The following is a 1,329-nucleotide window of genomic DNA, read 5'->3' as shown; positions in this document are numbered from 1 at the left end:
CTTGTATCAGATGTGATCATTCTAGCATTTTTAAGGCTAAATCCGTTAAAAGCTGAATCATAAACAACCTTTGCTCCCTTGGACACATCGAACATATGCTCGAATAGTGTATCTGGGTCTAAAGCAACCATTATATCCACAGGATATTTCAGTGATTTAGGCCGCTCGTGCATTATTCTAAAATGTATGTAGCTATGTCTTCCCTTAATATTGGAATGGAATTCCCTTATTCCGTAAATATTATAGCCGGCCAATGAAAATGCCATACTAATCATATTTGCAGCACTATCTATTCCTCCGCCTTGTGGACCTCCCACAAGAAGATTGATATCAGTTTCCTGCATTCTTATCGTTATGATAAGCCTAATTTAATTTAAAAACTTTACCATCGGATTATAAGTATAAGATTTTAAATAGTTCATTTTTTTAGTACAAAAATATTATTTTAATGGATAAAAATTGAATATTTTATATGTATTTTAACCATTCCATGACAGGATCATCATCTATAATGTTTATTTCCGTCTTCCCAAAGGCTGATGTTGTTACAAACTTGGTAAAGTATGCAATGCCATTATCGATATACCCATACATAACATGCTCTACAGATTCACCATCTGGAAAATGTGCCTCTGCTTCAGGTGCATTGGGAATGAAATGAAGATCAAAATTAGTTCCTTCTGTATAAAGTTTATAGGATGAATTTACCAGTACATAATTCTTTAGTTTTTCAAAGTTAATATTAGGTTTCATAAAACGAAATTAAAGCAAAATATATAAATATAACATTTTTAATGCTATTATTTTTGAAGAAGTGATGGTATATCATCAGGATAGTTAGCAACCTTAATGCCTGCCTCCTTGAATGCCTTTATCTTTGATTCTGCTGTTCCGGTCCCCTTTTCAATAATAGCACCTGCATGTCCCATTCTTTTCCCGGGGGGAGCGCTTATACCTGTTATGTATCCTGTAACCGGTTTCTTAACATATTTTTTGATATATTCAGCAGCCTTCTCCTCTTCACCTCCTCCAATTTCACCCACAAGGACAATCTGCTTTGTTTCTGGATCATCGTTAAATATTTTTATTATGTCGGAGAATGTTGTTCCGATTATTGGGTCTCCGCCTAGCCCTATGACTGTACTTTCACCAAATCCTGCATCAGTGACTGCCTTTACTATTTCATAGGTAAGCGTTCCACTTCTGGACGCTATAGCCACATTCCCTTTGCGGAATATGTTATTTGGCATGATTCCTATCTTTGCCTGTCCTGCAACTGTTATCCCAGGACTGTTTGGCCCTATCATGAACACTCCCTTTCTCCTTGCT

2 protein-coding genes and 1 pseudogene are annotated in these 1,329 nt (G+C 36.0%); all 3 read right to left on the bottom strand.

Annotated features, from left to right (window positions below):
- Window positions 1-344, bottom strand: a 344-nt coding sequence (locus AMDU4_RS12780; RefSeq protein WP_021788353.1) for a 2-oxoacid:acceptor oxidoreductase family protein, incomplete at its 3' end; no start/stop codon positions are given.
- Window positions 345-468: 124 nt separating this feature from the next.
- Complete coding sequence (locus AMDU4_RS12775; protein ID WP_021788352.1) at window positions 469-753, bottom strand: hypothetical protein; 285 nt, start codon at window positions 751-753, stop codon at window positions 469-471.
- A gap of 47 nt (window positions 754-800) precedes the next feature.
- A pseudogene (locus tag AMDU4_RS12770) lies at window positions 801-1,329 on the bottom strand (succinate--CoA ligase subunit alpha); the annotation flags it as partial.

It is taken from the genome of Ferroplasma sp. Type II (assembly GCF_000496155.1).
Note: the sequence above shows the minus strand (reverse complement) of the source record. Positions and strands in the feature narration are given on the sequence as shown.

What these genes read in the sequence shown, in the direction of transcription:
- AMDU4_RS12775 (WP_021788352.1), bottom strand. Translation starts at nt 753, where the DNA reads ATGAAACCTAATATTAACTTTGAAAAACTAAAGAATTATGTACTGGTA.